This is a genomic window from Rhizobium leguminosarum, from assembly GCF_019798305.1.
Taxonomy (GTDB): domain Bacteria; phylum Pseudomonadota; class Alphaproteobacteria; order Rhizobiales; family Rhizobiaceae; genus Rhizobium; species Rhizobium leguminosarum_U.
Genome location: NZ_JAAXDD010000001.1, coordinates 694,581 through 709,543 on the forward strand (window position 1 = coordinate 694,581; position 14,963 = coordinate 709,543).

At 61.3% G+C, this 14,963-nt stretch carries 14 protein-coding genes; 6 read left to right on the forward strand and 8 right to left on the reverse strand.

Annotated features, from left to right (window positions below):
* Positions 1-72: 72 nt before the first annotated feature.
* The 8 genes from HFO99_RS03205 to HFO99_RS03240 all read right to left on the reverse strand — a co-directional run bounded on the left by HFO99_RS03205 (position 73) and on the right by HFO99_RS03240 (position 7,730).
* Positions 73-528 (reverse strand): RpiB/LacA/LacB family sugar-phosphate isomerase, encoded by a 456-nt coding sequence (locus HFO99_RS03205; protein WP_017996196.1) that lies wholly within the window; start codon positions 526-528, stop codon positions 73-75.
* Between the two features lie 11 nt (positions 529-539).
* Positions 540-1,310 (reverse strand): triose-phosphate isomerase, encoded by a 771-nt coding sequence (locus HFO99_RS03210; protein ID WP_017996197.1) that lies wholly within the window; start codon positions 1,308-1,310, stop codon positions 540-542.
* Positions 1,307-2,083, reverse strand: a complete 777-nt coding sequence (locus HFO99_RS03215) for a DeoR/GlpR family DNA-binding transcription regulator (protein WP_128406706.1) — start codon at positions 2,081-2,083, stop codon at positions 1,307-1,309. Before HFO99_RS03215 ends, HFO99_RS03210 begins: the two co-directional genes overlap by 4 nt.
* 101 nt (positions 2,084-2,184) lie before the next feature.
* The gene (locus tag HFO99_RS03220; protein ID WP_222359199.1) at positions 2,185-3,120 is read right to left on the reverse strand and encodes a sugar-binding transcriptional regulator; all 936 of its coding nucleotides are present in this window, start codon (positions 3,118-3,120) and stop codon (positions 2,185-2,187) included.
* A 70-nt stretch (positions 3,121-3,190) separates the two neighbouring features.
* Positions 3,191-4,123 (reverse strand): sugar phosphate isomerase/epimerase family protein, encoded by a 933-nt coding sequence (locus HFO99_RS03225; protein WP_128438836.1) that lies wholly within the window; start codon positions 4,121-4,123, stop codon positions 3,191-3,193.
* Between the two features lie 11 nt (positions 4,124-4,134).
* Positions 4,135-5,646, reverse strand: a complete 1,512-nt coding sequence (locus HFO99_RS03230; RefSeq protein ID WP_128449364.1) for a glycerol-3-phosphate dehydrogenase — start codon at positions 5,644-5,646, stop codon at positions 4,135-4,137.
* A 26-nt stretch (positions 5,647-5,672) separates the two neighbouring features.
* A complete protein-coding gene (locus HFO99_RS03235) occupies positions 5,673-7,253 on the reverse strand; it encodes an FGGY-family carbohydrate kinase (protein WP_261322958.1) in 1,581 nt (526 codons plus the stop codon).
* Between the two features lie 57 nt (positions 7,254-7,310).
* Positions 7,311-7,730 (reverse strand): hypothetical protein, encoded by a 420-nt coding sequence (locus tag HFO99_RS03240; protein ID WP_222359204.1) that lies wholly within the window; start codon positions 7,728-7,730, stop codon positions 7,311-7,313.
* A 312-nt stretch (positions 7,731-8,042) separates the two neighbouring features.
* Here HFO99_RS03240 and HFO99_RS03245 point away from each other — a divergent pair, with 312 nt between their 5' ends.
* The 6 genes from HFO99_RS03245 (at position 8,043) to HFO99_RS03270 (ending at position 14,934) form a co-directional block, all read left to right on the forward strand.
* Positions 8,043-8,699 (forward strand): DUF2291 domain-containing protein, encoded by a 657-nt coding sequence (locus HFO99_RS03245; RefSeq protein WP_012755628.1) that lies wholly within the window; start codon positions 8,043-8,045, stop codon positions 8,697-8,699.
* Positions 8,696-10,240: a sugar ABC transporter ATP-binding protein gene (locus HFO99_RS03250; RefSeq protein ID WP_222359206.1), complete on the forward strand. Its 1,545-nt coding sequence runs from the start codon at positions 8,696-8,698 to the stop codon at positions 10,238-10,240. The genes HFO99_RS03245 and HFO99_RS03250 overlap by 4 nt, the downstream gene beginning before the upstream one ends.
* A gap of 22 nt (positions 10,241-10,262) precedes the next feature.
* The gene (locus HFO99_RS03255; RefSeq protein WP_003562489.1) at positions 10,263-11,315 is read left to right on the forward strand and encodes an ABC transporter permease; all 1,053 of its coding nucleotides are present in this window, start codon (positions 10,263-10,265) and stop codon (positions 11,313-11,315) included.
* A gap of 111 nt (positions 11,316-11,426) precedes the next feature.
* Positions 11,427-12,374, forward strand: a complete 948-nt coding sequence (locus HFO99_RS03260; protein ID WP_012755626.1) for a D-ribose ABC transporter substrate-binding protein — start codon at positions 11,427-11,429, stop codon at positions 12,372-12,374.
* A 150-nt stretch (positions 12,375-12,524) separates the two neighbouring features.
* Positions 12,525-13,367, forward strand: a complete 843-nt coding sequence (locus HFO99_RS03265) for a DeoR/GlpR family DNA-binding transcription regulator (protein WP_003562490.1) — start codon at positions 12,525-12,527, stop codon at positions 13,365-13,367.
* A gap of 37 nt (positions 13,368-13,404) precedes the next feature.
* Positions 13,405-14,934 carry an FGGY-family carbohydrate kinase gene (locus HFO99_RS03270; protein WP_222359208.1) on the forward strand — a complete coding sequence of 510 codons (1,530 nt, stop codon included), beginning with the start codon at positions 13,405-13,407 and terminating at the stop codon, positions 14,932-14,934.
* The last annotated feature ends 29 nt before the right edge of the window (positions 14,935-14,963 follow it).

The following is a 14,963-nucleotide window of genomic DNA, read 5'->3' on the forward strand; positions in this document are numbered from 1 at the left end:
CTTTTTGTTGCAACCTGCATTTGAACGAGGCGGCAACCACCACGATATATCCGACGTCACCGCCAGCATTCTTCAGCGGGCGCTGTACTTCGCGTCGAGATCATCCATGGCCTTGACGTTACCGGCAGAGCGGCCGTTCTCGTCGAAGGTCTGGGCAAGAAACGCGTCAGCGATCGACTTTGCAAGCTCGGTTCCGATGACGCGGGCTCCCATGGTGATGATCTGCGCATTGTTGGAAAGTGCTGCACGCTCGGCAGAATAGGTGTCGTGCGTCAGGGCGGCGCGGATGCCCGGAACCTTGTTGGCCGAGATGCAGACGCCGATGCCGGTGCCGCAAACGAGGATCGCCTTGTCGTAGGTGCCGTCGATGACGCCTGAGGCAACGCGGTCCGAGAGGTTGGCGTAGAAAGGATCGGCACCGGCGCTCGTGCGCGAGACTTCGTAGACGTCGAAGCGCTCTTTCAGATGGTCAGCCAGAATCTTGGCGAGGCCTTCGCCGGCGCTGTCTCCTGCAATGGCAAGTTTCATTGTCTTTCTCCTCAGAGTTTGGCGGCGCATTTGGCCAGGATGTCGAGGTAACCTTCGACATTCCAGGCCGAACGGCCGATGAAGAGCCCGTCGATATGCGGGCTCGAAATCAGTTCTTCGCAGTTCTGCGGGTTGACCGACCCACCATAAAGGCAGGGGATCTTCCGGCCCAGCACCGTTTCGGCAACGGCGATGATTTCAGACTGGCGGGCATCGGCATAATCCGCAGTCGCCGGAATGCCTTTCTCGCCGATCGCCCAGACCGGCTCGTAGGCGAGCAGGATTTCGGCGCTTTTCTGGGCGCCCGAAAGTTTCGAAAGCGCGCCGCGCACCTGGGTCGCGAGGATGTCGGCAGCCTTTCCGCTTTCGCGGTCGGAAAGCGTCTCGCCAATGCAGATCAGCGGAACGAGACCGTGGCGAACGGCCGCTTCAGTCTTCAGACCCACAGTCTCGTCGGTCTCACCAAAATGTTCGCGCCGTTCCGAATGACCGAGCTCGACGAGATCGAGATTGCAGTCCTTCAGCATTACCGGCGAGACTTCGCCGGTCCAGGCACCCTGGTCGGCCCAATGCATGTTCTGGGCGCCGACCTTCACCGAGGTTTTGGCAAGCATCGCCTTGACCTCGCGCACGGCAGTGAAAGACGGAATGACGAAGCGCTGGATACGCGGGTCGCGCGCGGCGTCGGCAGCTTCGAGACCGCGGGCGAAGTGTTCGGCTTCAGCAAGCGTCTTGTTCATCTTCCAGCTGGTGCCAATCCAGAAGCGCGGCTTTTCGGTCATGTCGGATCCTGCGTTGATGCGATGGTGAGCGTAATGCCCGCTTGCTCGAATTCTTCCAGGACAGCAGCATCTGGTGCGCTGTCGGTGATAATCGCGTCGAAGTCGGCCAGATCCGCCATGACATGCAGGGCGGTGTGGCCGATGCGCTGATGGTTGACCAGAAGGCAGGTCCTGGTCGACGACGCGATCATCGCCCGTTTGGCGCGCACGACGTTATCGTCCATGTGATAGGCGCGCGCGCCGCTGACGGCGGGCGTTGAAATGAAGGCGATGTCGGCCCTCAGCCGCGACAGTGCCTCCTCGGTGACGACGCCGAGATAGGCGTTGAATTTCGCCGAATAGATACCGCCAAGCGCGATCAGCGCGATGCCGGCTTCGCCTTTCAACCGCTCCATGATCGCCGCGTTGTTGGTGATCAAGGTCAGCGGCCGCTTCTGCAGCAGCATTTCGCCGAGCACGGCCGCCATCGAGCCGTCATTTACCATCACCGTCATCCCCGGTTCGACCAGTTCCAGCGCGGTCTGAGCCATAGCCAGCTTGGCTTCGTTGCCCTGGCGTTCGCGAATGCGGAAGTCGCTTTCGAACTGCGTTCCGGCGTCAATGGTCGCGCCGCCGCGAACCTTGCGCAGGACGCCGGCCTGCTCGAGATCGTCGAGATCGCGATGGATCGTCATCTTTGACACAGTGAAGCGATCGGCAAGGTCGTCGAGATCGACGGTCTTGTTTTCGACGAGCAGGTTGACGATCAACTGCTGCCGCTCTTCCCGCCTCATCCCGGTCTCCACCCTCGCTTAATGTTAAGATAACGTAGTTTGCGTGATAATCAACATTTATTCTGTGATTTTGCGATCAAAATATTGTTGTGTTTCCGTAGCTACTTCAGCAGCGCCTGCGCGGTTCGCTCGTCGGTGATCAGCCCGAAAAGGCGGCGGCTATTCAGAATTGCCCGGATGGCCGACACTTTCGACTGTCCGCCCGCCAGCGCCACGAGCCGCTCTTTCTTGGTTTTGGGGAAAGACGCGGAGAGCGTGCGCGCCGTCAGCGCGGTGTCGAGGATATGGCCGTCGGCGTCGAAAAAATGTCCGAGGATTTCGCCGACGCCGCCGGCAGTGGCAATGTCGTCGATTTCACCGGGTTCGACCATCCCGGACAAAACCAGCTGCGCCTCGGCATCGACAGTGCCCAGGCCGACGAGCTTCAGGTCGGCATTATTGGCAAGGTCGAAGACCTCCTTGACGGCCCGCTGCGCCTTCAGCACTTCGCGGTCCTCGCCGGTATTGGCGAAAAAGGGAACCGGCATGACATAGGCATGGGCGCCGGTCTTTTCGGCGATGCGATGCATCACGTCATAGGGATTGGCGCCGTAATTTCGTGTCAGCCCGCCAAGCAATGAGACGAAACGCAAGTTCTTCGCGCTCACCCTCGGCATATATTGGACGGCGGCGGAAAGCGTGCGGCCATGACCAAGGCCGATGACCGTATTGTCGCCGCGCTCGATCTCGCGCTTGAGATAGCCGGCGCCGGCATGGCCGAGTGCGCGCAGCGGCAAGCCTTCCTCGCCGAGATCGGGTGCGACCTCGCAATATTGAAGCCCGAACCGTTCCGATAGCCGCATCTCCAGCTCGACACACTCGACGATATCCCCGTCGATGGTGACTTTGACGACGCCATCGGCGACCGCTCTGGCGATGAGGCGATGGGCCTTTACCGACGGCACGCCGAGGCGGCGAGCAACATCGGACTGCGTCAGACCACCGGCATAGTGAAGCCAGGCAGCACGCACGGCAAGCGTATCATCGGCGTCCGTCATCACGGCTCCTTTTCGAAGGTCATGCGGCGATTCCGCCGTATCGCAGTGCTGCCTTTTAAAGATCTCCGCCTCAGATGTTCAAGTCAGCGACGCCGGTGTCGATATGCGGCGCCCAGAAGGCGACGCTTTCGGCAATCTGCGGGATGACCTGGCGATCGTTCGGCTCGCGTTCCTTGAAGGAAAGTTCCAGGCAGATTTCATTGTCCTTCGCCCCACCTTCGGCCAGCGCCTGGAGCAGAGCTGCCGGCTGTATGCGGCCCTTGGCGTTGAATTCGGCGATAAAGGGCCGGTGCCCGCCCTTGTCCATCAAGCTCTGTTTAATGTGGATGATCGGAGATACCGGCGGGACGGCGCGTGCCCAGGCATAGGGGTCGTAGTCGTCGGGATTGGCGGAGGTGATGTCGCCATGATCGATATCCGCCATCATCCACATCGGGATAGCCATCCCGGCGCCTGTTAGACGCTCCTGCAGCGACAGGCAAGCGCCGATCGTCTCGCCGAACTCGCGGCCGATGCTCATCGGCTCCCAGAACAAGTAGGAGAGGCCTGCGGCGCGCGCATGATCGGCGACATCGGCCCAACAATCGATGGCGATCTTGATCAGTTCCTCGCGTCTGGCCGGATCGTCGAAGTCCTTATAGGTGAAGATCGCAAATTGCGTGCCGACCGAATGGCCGCCGAGATCGGCGGTGATGTCGGCAAAGGTCTTGAACCAGTCGACGTAGTAGCGGCGCACATCGGCATCCGGATGTCCGAAATGGTTGAGGCGCCCATAGGGGCCCGTCATGCCCGAGGTGACCCGCACGCCGGTGCGATTCAGTGCAGCGCTCATCGTGCGCGTCAGGCGGCTGATCACGGGCGCCTGCCAGCTCGGATTGATGAACTCGTGGGTCAGTTGAAGGTCGCGGATCCGCAGGTCACGCGCAACCGTATCGATCAGATCGTCTGGGTCGGCGAAGCGGTTCACCAGCGGATTGGTATTGAGCGAAAGGGTCAGCGGCATGGCGGCATCCTTCAGGCGGCGGCAAGGCGGGTTGAAGCAAACCACTCGCCAAAGGCCGCGCGCTCCGCTTCGTTCAGATGGAGGTAGTGTTTGGTGCGGCGATAGAGGATGTCGTCCGCCGTTTCGGCCCATTCCGTGGCGACGAGATAGCGGGCCTCGGCCTCATAGAGCTGTCCGCCGAAATGCCGTCCGAGCCCTTCTATGCCCGTCGCACCGGCAACCACATTCCTGGCGCGGGCGCCATAGAGACGGCCGTAGTGATGCACGAGCTTGCGCGGCATCCAGGGATAAATATCGCGCAGGCTGTTGGCGAAGCTCTCGTAATCGGCATTCGGAATCTCGCCGCCCGGCAGCGGCGCTTTCTCAGTCCAGTCGCCTCCCATATTCGGGAAAATATGCTTGAGACGCTGCATGCCGCGTTCGGCAAGCTCGCGGAATGTGGTGATCTTGCCGCCGAAGACGTTGAGCAGCGGAGCGCCGCCTGTCTCGTCGAGATCGAAGACATAGTCGCGGGTAACGGCGGACGGGTTGCCCTTGCCATCGTCAAACAGCGGGCGCACGCCGGAGAAGCTGTGCAGCACGTCGTGGCGACGCAGCTTTTCCTTGAAGTAGCGATTGACCGCCTTGAGCAGATACTCGATCTCCGTCTCGTCGGCGGCGACATCCTCGGCCCGGCCTTCGTAGGCGATGTCGGTCGTCCCGATCAGCGCCTTGTCGCCCTCGTAGGGATTGATGAAAATGACGCGTTTGTCGTGGTTCTGCACCAGATAGGCATTGGCGCCTGCCCAGAACTTCGGCACGATGATGTGGCTGCCCTTGACGAGGCGGACATTGCGGCCGGAGTTCGAACCGGCGACGCGATTGATGATGTCCATCACCCAGGGGCCGGCGCAGTTCACCAGACATTTGGCACGGAAGGTTCGCATCTCGCCCGTGGCGTTGCTTTTCGTGACCACGGTCCAACCGCCATTCTCGCGACGGGCCGACACGGCCGGCGAGCGGGTGAGAACCAGAGCGCCGTTTTCCGCTGCGCTGACCGCGTTCAAGGTCACGAGGCGGGCGTCGTCGACCCAGCAATCGGAATATTCAAAGCCGCGTGTGTATTGATCGAGGATCGGCGTGCCTTCCGGGTCGCGGAGCAGGTTGAGCGTGCGGGTCCCGGGCAGCTTCTTGCGGCCGCCGAGATGATCATAGAGGAAGAGGCCGAGCCGCACGAGCCATGCGGGGCGATCCTCCGGGCTGTGCGGCAGGACGAAGCGCATCGGCCAGATGATATGCGGCGCGGCGTTGAGCAGCACTTCACGCTCGATCAGCGCCTCACGCACCAGGCGGAATTCGTAATATTCGAGGTAACGCAGGCCGCCATGCACCAGCTTGCCCGAGCGCGACGAGGTTCCCTGGGCTAGATCGTCCTTTTCGCACAGCACGACCTTCAGGCCGCGGCCGGCAGCATCGCGTGCTATCCCCGCGCCGTTGATGCCTCCGCCGATGATGAAGAGATCCAGGAGTTCGGGTTCGGTCATGTCATGCTCCTTCGATGCCTGCTGCATCAGAATTGCGCGCCCACCGGCGACGTCGTTGCGGCTGCGGCAAGCTTGTCCCAGGCGGGCGCCATTGCCTGGCGCACATCGGTATAGGCAGAAAAGAGCCGGTCGAACCGGTGGGCCTCGCTGGCATCCGGTGTCTCCGGATCGCCAAGCAGCGGCGTCACCCAGTCGGCAATGCAATCGTCCATGCTGGAATAGACGCCGACAGCCACCGCGGCCATCATCGCCACGCCGGCCGCCCCCGTCTCCTCGCGGCGCGACTGGCGGATCGGTGCGTTAACGGCGGCCGAGAGTGAACGGCGAAGGGCGACGGAGCGTGTTGCCCCGCCTGTGACCCGCAGTTCTTCGGGCATCGCACCCATCGCCGCGTAGCAGTCGCGAGTGGCAAGACCCAACCCTTCGACCACGCTGCGCAGCAGGTCAGGGAAGCCGTGGCGCATCGAAAGCCCAGTGAAGCCCGCGCGCGCATTGGCGTTGACGAAAGGCCCACGTTCGCCCGCCTCGGAAATGTAGGGGTGGTAAAGTACCGACCCCGGTCGGCTTTCTGCAAACCAGCCGTCAATGCGTGCAATGAGGTCTGCATGCAAAGCAGGCTTGCCTGCCTCGGCCATCAGATAGGCGGCGACATCGAGGATCCAGTCGATGTTGATCGTGGCGCCCATATTGGTCTGGACCTGAGTGACGATGCCGGGGATAGGCAGGGCGATCACATAGCCGGTGCCCTCGCGATTGAGCTGAACGTCGGCAACGGACTTGGCGCGCAAATGCACGCCGGTGGAGCCGATCGTCGAGCAGGCAGCGTTGCGAGCGCCGCTGCGCACACCTGCACCAAGCGCCGTCATCACCATGTCGACATAGCCGAGGCAGACCGGCGTTCCGGCAAGAAGCCCGCAGGCCTTCGCCGCCTCCGATGTCAGCGGGTGACTGATCTCGCTGCCGTCGATGATTTCGGGCAGGAGCCCGCGCCTGTGGTCAAGGCCGAGCGCGTCGATGACGACGGCATCATACTGGCGCGTCCTGAAATTGCCAAAGGTGAAACTTGCCTCCGATGGATCGGTTGCCCGCACGCCTGTTAGGTTGAGATAGAGCCAGTCCTTGCAGTGCAGTGCCGTCTCCGCCCGATCGAGAAGATCCGGCGTGAAGCGGTCCATATGGGCGAGTTGCGCACCCTGCTGGCAAGTGTTGAGGCCGGTGCCGGTCGCCTCGAAGCGGGCACGATTCTGCGTTCCGCCGGCGAGTGCCGTAACCGTCGTTGCGGCGCGCGCGTCGAGCCATAGCCAGGCATCGGCAACCGGCCTATTGGCGCGGCCGACGAGCCAGGTGCCGTCGCCCTGTCCGGTGACGGCGATGGCTGCGGTGCGTGACGCAAGATCGGGGACTTTTTCGCCGAGACCAAGCAACGCGCTGGCGCAATCGAGCCAGGTCTGATCCAGCGACTGCGTTGCCGACCCATCGTCTCCGGTGGCGTATCGGTTGCGAACGGAGGCCGTGGCGATCTGGCGGCCGGACAGATCGAAGGCGACGGCCTTGATGACCGAGGTGCCGGCATCTATGCCAATGATGATCTTCTGGGTCGATGTCATCGCAGGCCTATCTCGCCACCACCGCAAGCGCCGCGGCGGGCAATACGCGCATCAAATTCATCTGAAGTCCTCCCGATCCCTAAACTCTCTGGGATGATGCATCCGGCTGCCAACGTCGGCTCGTCCATGGGCAACGGCAAGCGCGCCGCTTTTGACAAATCCCAGACGGCGCGCAGCTGAAACCTCCCTGAGCTCGCTCGAAAAGATAACATAAAGATACCACAATGCCAGTAAGATTTTTCTAGCGATGTAATTTTTTTCATCTAAAATAGAAGAGCAAGGAGTTTGCTTGCGCGCCGTCGCGCCAGCGGGGGGCGGCATCAAAAGCGGCAGTGCACGCAATGTTTCATCTGTCGTATATTGCATTAAAAACATATGGATGGCGCCACTTTGCGGCTGAGTGACAAATGTCAAAATGTCTGCATTTTCCGTCGCTTTTTGCTGCGCTGCAGCGTGATGACCAAGATGTGAGGTCATGCGTTCCAGTCGAGTTGCCGCGAAAGTGCCGTTGACAGCTGATAAAATATATAACATCATTTACGGCATAACTAACATACTTCTATCACGGAATGCGCTTCCTGATGGAGAATTTGCAGGCCCAGGCGGTTGGAGGAGACAGCCGCCGGTCTTGTTGAGGAGGCTTCCAATGCGAATATTCGTCCAGAGTTGCGCTCTTGCGGGTGGCCCGCCGGTTTCTGATCCGGTGCGGCGCAATGCTCCAGGCCGCCTGCGATCATCATCTCGCTAGCCCTCTCCATCTTGCCATTCCAAGCCAAAGGCCGTCCGGACATGAGTACCTCACCCGATCATGCAGCATCAAAGCCGAGCAGCGGCAATCGCGGGCTCCTTGTCAGCGCGGCGTTGGCGGTCATCGTCGTTGCAGCGATCGCCTTCGACACGACGGTGGTCAAGATCGGCTCCGAAAACGATGTGCGCCAGCAGGCATTCTCTCCGGAAACCTTCGGCGCCGAGCAATTCCCGAAGATCAAAGCAAATGTCGAGGAGCGGGCGATTGCAGCCGCCGATCTCGCGGCCGCCATTGCCGCCGACAAGAAGGCGGCGGCCGAGAAATACGGCACTGCGACGAGCACCGGACCGGTCATTCCCGTCACGCTGACCGGCGTTTTCGGCGCCCGCAAGTCGAACACCAACGAAATGAAGATCGATGGGTTGCCTCCCGAGACGGTGGTCCGTGTCCAGACCGGCCCTGCGGTCAACGGCACGGACCTCCGCGATGCAACCGGCACCATCGAATTCGGCCAGTTTACCAACCAGATCCAGTATCAGGATGCCGGCTCGGCCATCAATAACGAGATGAAGAAGGCGGTTTTTGCGGGCCTGGATGCTGACGCCCTGGACGGAAAGCAGGCGACCGTGGTCGGCGTCTTCAAGCTCATCAACCCGAAGAACTGGCTGGTCACGCCGGTGAAGGTTGAGCTCAAATGAGCCAGCCGCAACGCAACAACGGGCCGAAAGGCGAGGTCGTCCTCGCCGCCCGCAATATCGCAAAATCCTACGGCAGCGTTCACGCCCTCAAGGGAGTGAACTTCGACATCCATCGCGGCCAGGTCACAACGCTGTTCGGAGAGAACGGCGCAGGCAAGTCGACCTTGATGAAGATCCTTTCGGGTGTGGCGCAGCCAAGCTCCGGCAAGATCATTCTCGACGGCTCACCGATCAGCTTTAGCTCATCGACCCATGCGCGCGAGTGCGGGATCTCGATCATTCACCAGGAGCTCAGCCTGGCCCCCAATCTGAGTGTCCGCGACAATATTTTCATGGGCCGGGAGATCATCAAGGGCGGTGTCGTCGACTTCGCTGAAGAGGAGCGTCAGACCCGGGCGCTGATGGAAGAGCTCGAGGAAGACATCGATCCGCTGACGCGCGTCGAGGATCTTCGCCTCGGCCAGCAGCAGATCGTCGAGATTGCACGGGCACTCTCCGTCAATTCGCGCATCCTGATCATGGACGAGCCGACCTCGGCGCTGAGCGCGACGGAGGTGGAAGTGCTCTTCAAGGTCATCCACGACCTGACGAGCCGCGGCGTGTCGATCGTCTACATATCGCATCATCTGGAAGAGGCGCTGCAGATCACCAATCACGCCGTCGTTCTGCGCGACGGAAACATGACGGCCTATGCCGAGCGCAAGGATATCGATCTCGAATGGATCGTCCGCAACATGGTCGGCGAGAATTTCGACCTTGGCAGCCCACCGGAGGATCACCCGTTCGGAAACGTCTCGCTTTCCATCGAAAACCTCAGTGTCCCCGGTCCCTCCGGCGCTGCTTATAATGCAGTCGATCGTCTGTCTCTCAAGGTGCGTGCCGGCGAAATCGTCTGCATCTACGGGCTGATGGGGGCGGGGCGCACGGAACTGCTCGAGTGCATTGCCGGACGTCTGCGCGCAAGTGGCGGACAGGTTCTGCTCGAAGGACAGGACGTCAGTGCGCTCAGCATCGCCAGGCGCATTGCCAGCGGTCTCGTGCTCGTGCCCGAAGATCGCCAGCGCGACGGCCTCGTCCAGACGATGACGGTCGGCTCCAATCTGTCGCTTGCGAGTATCCGCGCCTTCACCAAAGGGCTTTTCACCTCCGGCCATCGGGAGCGCGATCTCGTCAATGACGCGATCCGGCGGGTGCATGTGAAAACCGATGGCGGTGCGGCTTCGATCGGCTCGCTCTCCGGCGGCAACCAGCAGAAGGTCGTCATCGGCAAGATGCTGGCAACCCAGCCGAAGGTCATCCTGCTTGATGAGCCAAGCCGCGGCATCGACATCGGCGCCAAGGCGGAAGTTTTCAAATTGCTCGCGGAGCGCGCCAAGCAGGGATTGGCGGTCATCTATTCGACGTCCGAAGTCAATGAATGCCTGAGTATCGCACACCGCATCATCGTCATGCACCGCGGCAGGATATCGGCCGAGTTCGGCTCAGATGTCACCAAGGAAAAGATCATGGCCGCCTCCGGCGAAGCCGTGATCGCGCACTAGCCTGGATTATGGAGCACTGATTATGTCAGTCACGAACGTCACCGAAAAGAAATCAGTTTCCAGCGGGCCGAAGCGCAACACCAATATCGTGCGTCTCATCCTGGAGGGCCGGGCCTTCTTCGCGCTGATCGTCATCATCGCGGTCTTCTCGTTCCTGTCGCCCTATTACTTCACGCTGAACAACTTCCTGATCATGGCGTCGCACGTCGCGATCTTCGGCATTCTGGCGATCGGCATGCTGCTCGTTATCCTCAATGGCGGCATCGATCTGTCGGTCGGCTCGACACTGGGGCTTGCGGGTTGCATTGCCGGTTTCCTGATGCACGGCGTCACGCTCACCTATTTCGGCGTCATCCTCTACCCGCCGGTCTGGGCCGTCGTCGTCATCACATGTGCGCTCGGCGCGCTGGTCGGTGCGGTCAACGGCGTGCTGATCGCCTATCTCAAGGTGCCGGCCTTCGTCGCCTCGCTCGGCGTGCTCTACGTCGCCCGCGGTATCGCGCTCTTGATGACAAACGGCCTGACCTACAACAATCTCGGTGGCCGTCCGGAACTCGGCAATACCGGCTTCGACTGGCTCGGCTTCAACCGCCTCGCAGGCATTCCGATCGGCGTCATCGTGCTCGCGGTTCTCGCCATCATTTGCGGCATCGTGCTGAGCCGCACCGCCTTCGGCCGCTGGCTCTACGCCTCAGGTGGGAACGAGCGTGCTGCCGATCTCTCCGGCGTTCCGGTGAAGCGCGTGAAGATCATCGTCTATGTGCTTTCGGGCGTCTGTGCCGCAATCGCCGGCCTGGTCCTCTCCTCGCAGCTGACCTCCGCCGGCCCGACGGCAGGCACAACCTACGAGCTGACGGCGATCGCAGCCGTGGTCATCGGCGGCGCGGCGCTGACCGGCGGCCGCGGTACGGTTCGCGGCACGATGCTCGGCGCCTTCGTCATCGGTTTCCTTTCGGACGGCCTCGTGATCATCGGTGTCTCGGCCTACTGGCAGACAGTATTTACCGGCGCTGTGATCGTTCTCGCCGTCCTCATGAACAGCATCCAATACGGCCGCCGGGTCAAATCGTCCTGACGGCTGAGATCGAAACTTATCCACGACGGCAGCCTGGAGTCCAGAAAGCCGATTGGGGAAAGCAACGCCGGATCACCGGCAATAACTGAGCTCACGAATGGGAGAGAGACTATGTTTAAGAAAGGCATGCGCATACTTCTGGCCGCCGCGGCCGTAGCACCGCTTCTGGCAAGCTCGGCTTGGGCAGCGGGCATGATGACGATCATCGTCAACGATCCGTCGAATCCCTATTGGCTGACGGAAGGCAATGTCGCCAAGGCAACCGCCGAGAAGCTCGGCTATACGGCCTCGGTCAACGCCCACAAGGGTGACACCAATACCGAAAGCAACCTGATCGATACGGCGATCACCAACAAGTCGGTGGCGATTATCCTCGACCCGGCAAACGCCGACGGTTCCGTCGGTGCGGTCAAGAAGGCCGTTGCTGCCGGCATCCCGGTCATCCTCGTCAACGCCGAAATCAACCAGGAAGGCCTGGCCAAGGCGCAGCTTGTTTCCAACAACGCACAGGGCGCCGCCCTCGGCGCACAGCAATGGGTCGAAGCAATCGGCGACAAGGGCAACTATGCCGAACTCTTCGGCGCTCCGTCCGACAACAACGCGGCAACGCGGTCGAATGGCTACGAGACTGTCCTTTCGCAGTATCCGGATCTGAAGAAGGTCGCCAAGGAAGTTGCCAACTGGGACCGCACCCAGGGCCACAACAAGATGCAGTCCATGCTGCAGGCCAACCCGGATATCGTCGGCGTCATCTCGGGCAATGACGAAATGGCGCTTGGTGCGATTGCCGCACTCAAGGAAGCCGGCAAGCTCGCCAATGTGAAGGTCGGCGGCTTCGACGGTTCACCGGATGCCGTTGCTGCCATCAAGGCGGGCGAACTCCAATACACCGTCCTCCAACCGGTTGCCGTCTTTTCCGAAGAAGCGGTCAAGCAGGCCGACAATCTGATCAAGACGGGTAACACGGGTGCCAAGAGCGAGAAGCAGCTCTTCGATTGCCTGTTGATCACCAAGGACAACATCGACAAATACACTGGCCCGTTCGTCCTGTCGCAGTAAAACGGTAAAGGGCGCTCGCAAGAGCGCCCTCATTTTCATGCTCGAAGCTATGGCCGGCGGTCCAACCGCCAGTTGTGTTTCGCCTTTTTGCCTTGGCGCGGCAATCGCTGTACGAAGCTGGGATCCATTATTCAGCGACAGGGGTGACCCGTGACACAGAAGACCAGCCGGGACGACGATCTGTTGGACCAGCTCACCAGCGACAGCCGGCAGACGCGCCAGATTGCGCGCCGCCGCATGATTGCAGAAGCTGTGATGGGTGAAGGCTCGATGCGGATTGAAGACCTGACCGACCGCTTTGGGATCAGCCTGATGACGGCTCACCGCGATGTCGATGAACTCGTCAGCCGCGGCCTCTTCAGGAAGACACGCGGCATCGTCACTGCGGCGGCGACCAATCTCATCGAATCCAGCGACGTCTACCGCTCCAACCGCCAGTCGGCGGAAAAGAAGCTGATCGCCGAGGCGGCAATGCAATTCGTCGAACCGGGACAGGCGATCTTTTTCGATGACTCGACCACGGTACTTCAGATGGCGGCGCATTTGCCTTCGAAGGTACCGGTCACCGCAATTACCAATTCCCTGACCCTGATGAATGCGCTGACGGGCCTGCACGACGTGACGCTGCTCGCCCTCGGCGGCCAATATTACAATTGGTGCAATGCCTTCATGGGTCGCATGACCATCAACGAGATCAAGGCTCTCAGGGCAGATGTCGCATTCATCTCGATGTCGGCGATCAGCGATGGCACGGTGCTGCACCAGTCTCCCGAGACAGTCGATACCAAGCGCGCCATGTTCGACTGCTCCGTAAAGCGCATCCTGCTTGCCGATCATACCAAGTTCGAACGGCGTGCGCTCCACAGTTTCGCAGCACTGGATGAGTTCGACGTCGTTATCGTCGACGACAAGACCCAGCCGGTGCACATCGACCGCATGCGGTCCAGAGATATCAACGTGGTCATCGCCAAGGGCGCCGGAGGGCGCTCCTGACGGCGCCGACCCGTTGCTCCTCGTGAGGTAAATTTAAATGCCGACACTGCTCGGGATCGATAGTGGTTTGACAGTCACCAAGGCGGTCATCTTCGATATCGACGGCACGCCGCTTGCAGCCGCCCGGCGCCGCGTCACGCAGTTCATTCCGAAGGCCCGCCATATCGAGCGTGACATGGATGAATTGTGGAACGCGACGGCCGATGCCATCCGGGAAGCGATTTCACTCAGCGGGCGACCGGCAAGCGACATAGAGGGCATTGCCGCTACCGCGCATGGAGACGGCATCTACCTGCTCGATGACGCCCGGAAGCCGCTCGGCCGGGCCATTCTCTCGCTGGACAGCCGGGCAGGGGCGATCGTCGACCGGTGGAAGAAAAGCGACGTCGCCGACCTGGCGATCGAACTGACGGGACAGATCCCGCACGTCTCCGCGCCATCGGCATTGCTTGCGTGGATCCGCGAAATGGAGCCTGAACGCTATAAGCGCATCGGCCATTTCTGCAGCTGCAAGGACTGGCTGCGGTTCTGCCTCACCGGGATCATCGGTACGGACCGCACCGAAGCCAGCACCTCCTTCACCAATGTCAAAACGCAGAACTACAGCGAGGACGCCCTGCAGCTGTTTGGATTGCAGGATCTCGTCCACGCCCTGCCGCCAGCCTCGCGCTCCGACCAGATCGTCGGACGCCTGACCCGTGAAGCCGCGCAGCTGACGGGCCTTGCCGAAGGGACGCCTGTCGTTGCCGGTCTGCACGACGTCACGGCCTCGGCGCTCGGGGCAGGGGGCTATGCCAAGGGCGTTGTCGCAGTCATTGCCGGGACCTATTCGATCAACGAGACGCTTTCGTCGGAACCGCGTGTCGATCGACGCTGGTTCTGCCGCAACGGGATTGCGCCCGGCATCTGGAACAGCATGTCGATCTCCCCGGCCTCGACAGCCAATTACGACTGGTTTCTGGATACGCTCTGCGCTGCCGAGCGAATGAATGGCGAGATGCAAGGCAACTCGATCCACGCCCTGCTGGCGCCCGAGATCGACGCCGCCTTCGAGCGCCCCTCGACGGCGCTCTTCCATCCCTATCTGTTCGGCTCGCCTTATGGCGCAGCAGCCAGCGCCGGCTTCTTCGGGCTCGGTGGATGGCACGACCGCGGCGATATGCTGCGCGCCGTGCTTGAGGGCATCGCTTTCAATCATCGCATCCATGTCGACGCGCTTCGCGACGGCTTTGCCTTCGATCAGGCGCGGCTCGCCGGTGGCGTCTCGCGCAATCCTGCCGTCGTGCAGATGTTTGCCGATGTGCTTGGCATGCCGGTCACGGTCACCGAGACGGATGAGGCCGCCGCCTGGGGTGCTGCGCTTTGTGCCGGGTCGGGTGTCGGCGTCTTTGCCGATCCGCAGAGCGATCCGCGCGACACGGCTTCCATCGCGAAAACTTGCCGGCCCGATGCAGTGCGCAGCGCGGATTATGAAAAGCGTTACCGGGTGTTCCGCGATATTGCCGACGCGATGATCCCCCTTTGGCCTAGGATTGCCGCGCTTGCGCCGGAGCAATCGGCAAACTGAAAAGACAAATGCCTGCTGCGGCGGGCGAT

Coding starts and splice junctions, on each gene's coding strand:
- HFO99_RS03205 (WP_017996196.1), bottom strand. CDS start 528: ATGAAACTTGCCATTGCAGGAGACAGCGCCGGCGAAGGCCTCGCCAAG.
- HFO99_RS03210 (WP_017996197.1), bottom strand. CDS start 1,310: ATGACCGAAAAGCCGCGCTTCTGGATTGGCACCAGCTGGAAGATGAAC.
- HFO99_RS03215 (WP_128406706.1), bottom strand. CDS start 2,083: ATGAGGCGGGAAGAGCGGCAGCAGTTGATCGTCAACCTGCTCGTCGAA.
- HFO99_RS03220 (WP_222359199.1), bottom strand. CDS start 3,120: ATGACGGACGCCGATGATACGCTTGCCGTGCGTGCTGCCTGGCTTCAC.
- HFO99_RS03225 (WP_128438836.1), bottom strand. CDS start 4,123: ATGCCGCTGACCCTTTCGCTCAATACCAATCCGCTGGTGAACCGCTTC.
- HFO99_RS03230 (WP_128449364.1), bottom strand. CDS start 5,646: ATGACCGAACCCGAACTCCTGGATCTCTTCATCATCGGCGGAGGCATC.
- HFO99_RS03235 (WP_261322958.1), bottom strand. CDS start 7,253: ATGACATCGACCCAGAAGATCATCATTGGCATAGATGCCGGCACCTCG.
- HFO99_RS03240 (WP_222359204.1), bottom strand. CDS start 7,730: ATGACCTCACATCTTGGTCATCACGCTGCAGCGCAGCAAAAAGCGACG.
- HFO99_RS03245 (WP_012755628.1), top strand. CDS start 8,043: ATGAGTACCTCACCCGATCATGCAGCATCAAAGCCGAGCAGCGGCAAT.
- HFO99_RS03250 (WP_222359206.1), top strand. CDS start 8,696: ATGAGCCAGCCGCAACGCAACAACGGGCCGAAAGGCGAGGTCGTCCTC.
- HFO99_RS03255 (WP_003562489.1), top strand. CDS start 10,263: ATGTCAGTCACGAACGTCACCGAAAAGAAATCAGTTTCCAGCGGGCCG.
- HFO99_RS03260 (WP_012755626.1), top strand. CDS start 11,427: ATGTTTAAGAAAGGCATGCGCATACTTCTGGCCGCCGCGGCCGTAGCA.
- HFO99_RS03270 (WP_222359208.1), top strand. CDS start 13,405: ATGCCGACACTGCTCGGGATCGATAGTGGTTTGACAGTCACCAAGGCG.